The sequence below is a fragment of the Acinetobacter entericus genome (assembly GCF_026168575.1).
Taxonomy (GTDB): domain Bacteria; phylum Pseudomonadota; class Gammaproteobacteria; order Pseudomonadales; family Moraxellaceae; genus Acinetobacter; species Acinetobacter bouvetii.
The window spans coordinates 1-1,395 of the sequence record NZ_JAPEQW010000094.1 but is presented as its reverse complement, the minus strand read 5'-3'; the positions used below and the strand labels follow the sequence as shown (position 1 = coordinate 1,395).

General features: G+C 44.4%; 1 protein-coding gene. It reads right to left on the bottom strand.

What is annotated here, in order from left to right:
- On the bottom strand, positions 1 to 1,304 hold a 1,304-nt coding region (locus OKC24_RS19640), incomplete at its 3' end, for an ISNCY-like element ISAba32 family transposase (RefSeq protein WP_265466283.1).
- Positions 1,305 to 1,395: the final 91 nt, after the last annotated feature.

Sequence of the window (1,395 nt, the reverse complement as noted above, 5' to 3'; positions counted from 1 at the left end):
TTTCTTTGTTCAATAACAGCTTTCTGAGCTTTACGACTCGGCATACTTTTCTTGAGACGGGAACGTTTATTCTGTTTTTCCAACTCTTCATGCTGTTGCTGAATATGTGCCAGAACTGTACCTAACCGTTTATTCTCAACGATCTCATTCTGCTGTAGCCCAGCTAATTTATTGAAAATGCTGTAGTTGAGCTTTCGTCCCTCGTGCATGAGGGCCACAGTCCCATCCGGGTACTCCAGAAATGAAATATATTGCCCAACAAGCTTATGATTCAGCTCTATCGGTTCAAGCAGATAAATACATTTGTCATAGGTCAGGGTCAGATTCTTGGTGACCTTACGCGGTTCCTGCCAGGTAAAAATATCATCCAGTTCAAGATGAGATTCGGTTAATGGCCGATGTAAATTCTTTGAGTTTCGCGCACACTTGGCAAACTTCTGATTGAAATGCTCAATAAAGCAGGGCAGCCAGGCATTTGCCTCGGCAATTGAACAGATACCTTCTAGGCGCATTTCCTTGATCAGGCGATCCTGGAGTGTTCTATTGGCACGTTCCACACGGCCTTTGGCTTGGGGTGAGTTGGCGAAGATAATATCAATCTTTAACTCATTCAGAATCCGCCCAAATTGCGTGATCTGGCTATCTTGGCTCGATTTCTGATTCACTCGGAATACCGAGTGTTTATCGCTATAAAACGCTAAAGGCTTGCCGTATTGCTCAATGTAGGCTCGGGTTGAAAGCATATAATCAAAGGTCGTTTCAGCCTCACAAAAGCGCAGATGCAACAGCTTTCCAGTGGCGTCATCGATATAAACCAGCAAGCAGCATTTGGAAGCTCGACCTTCAAACCAGTCATGATATGAGCCATCGATCTGGATCAGCTCACCGAAGCAATCACGGTTGTATCGAGGCTGATATGGACGTTTCAGGCGCTTGGATCGAGGAATCCAGAGGTCATTTGCAGTCATCCAGCGACGAACCGTTTCTACCGGGATATGCAGGCCAAACATGCTGCTGAGCTTCTCATGAGCCAATGTAGGACCAAAGCCAAGTAAATGTTCAGAAATAATGGAAAGACATTCTGATTTTAACAGGACGTCATGGCGACGATGACCCGGTTGACCACGACTGGCATGTGCCATACCTGAGACACCATCTTGATTGAGCTTCTGCAATAACCGGGTAATTTGACGGGTGGAAAGATTCAGGATTTCAGCAGCACGGACCTGGGTAATACGATGATCTCTAACGTCTTGCAGAACTGCAAGACGTTGAATTTCTTTATCAGACATAGTGATCAGCATCTATATTTTATATCCAGTCCATGGTGATAAAAACCATCATAAACCAGACATTTTTATTGGTGAGAATATAGACACTTTAAATGGGTTCTAA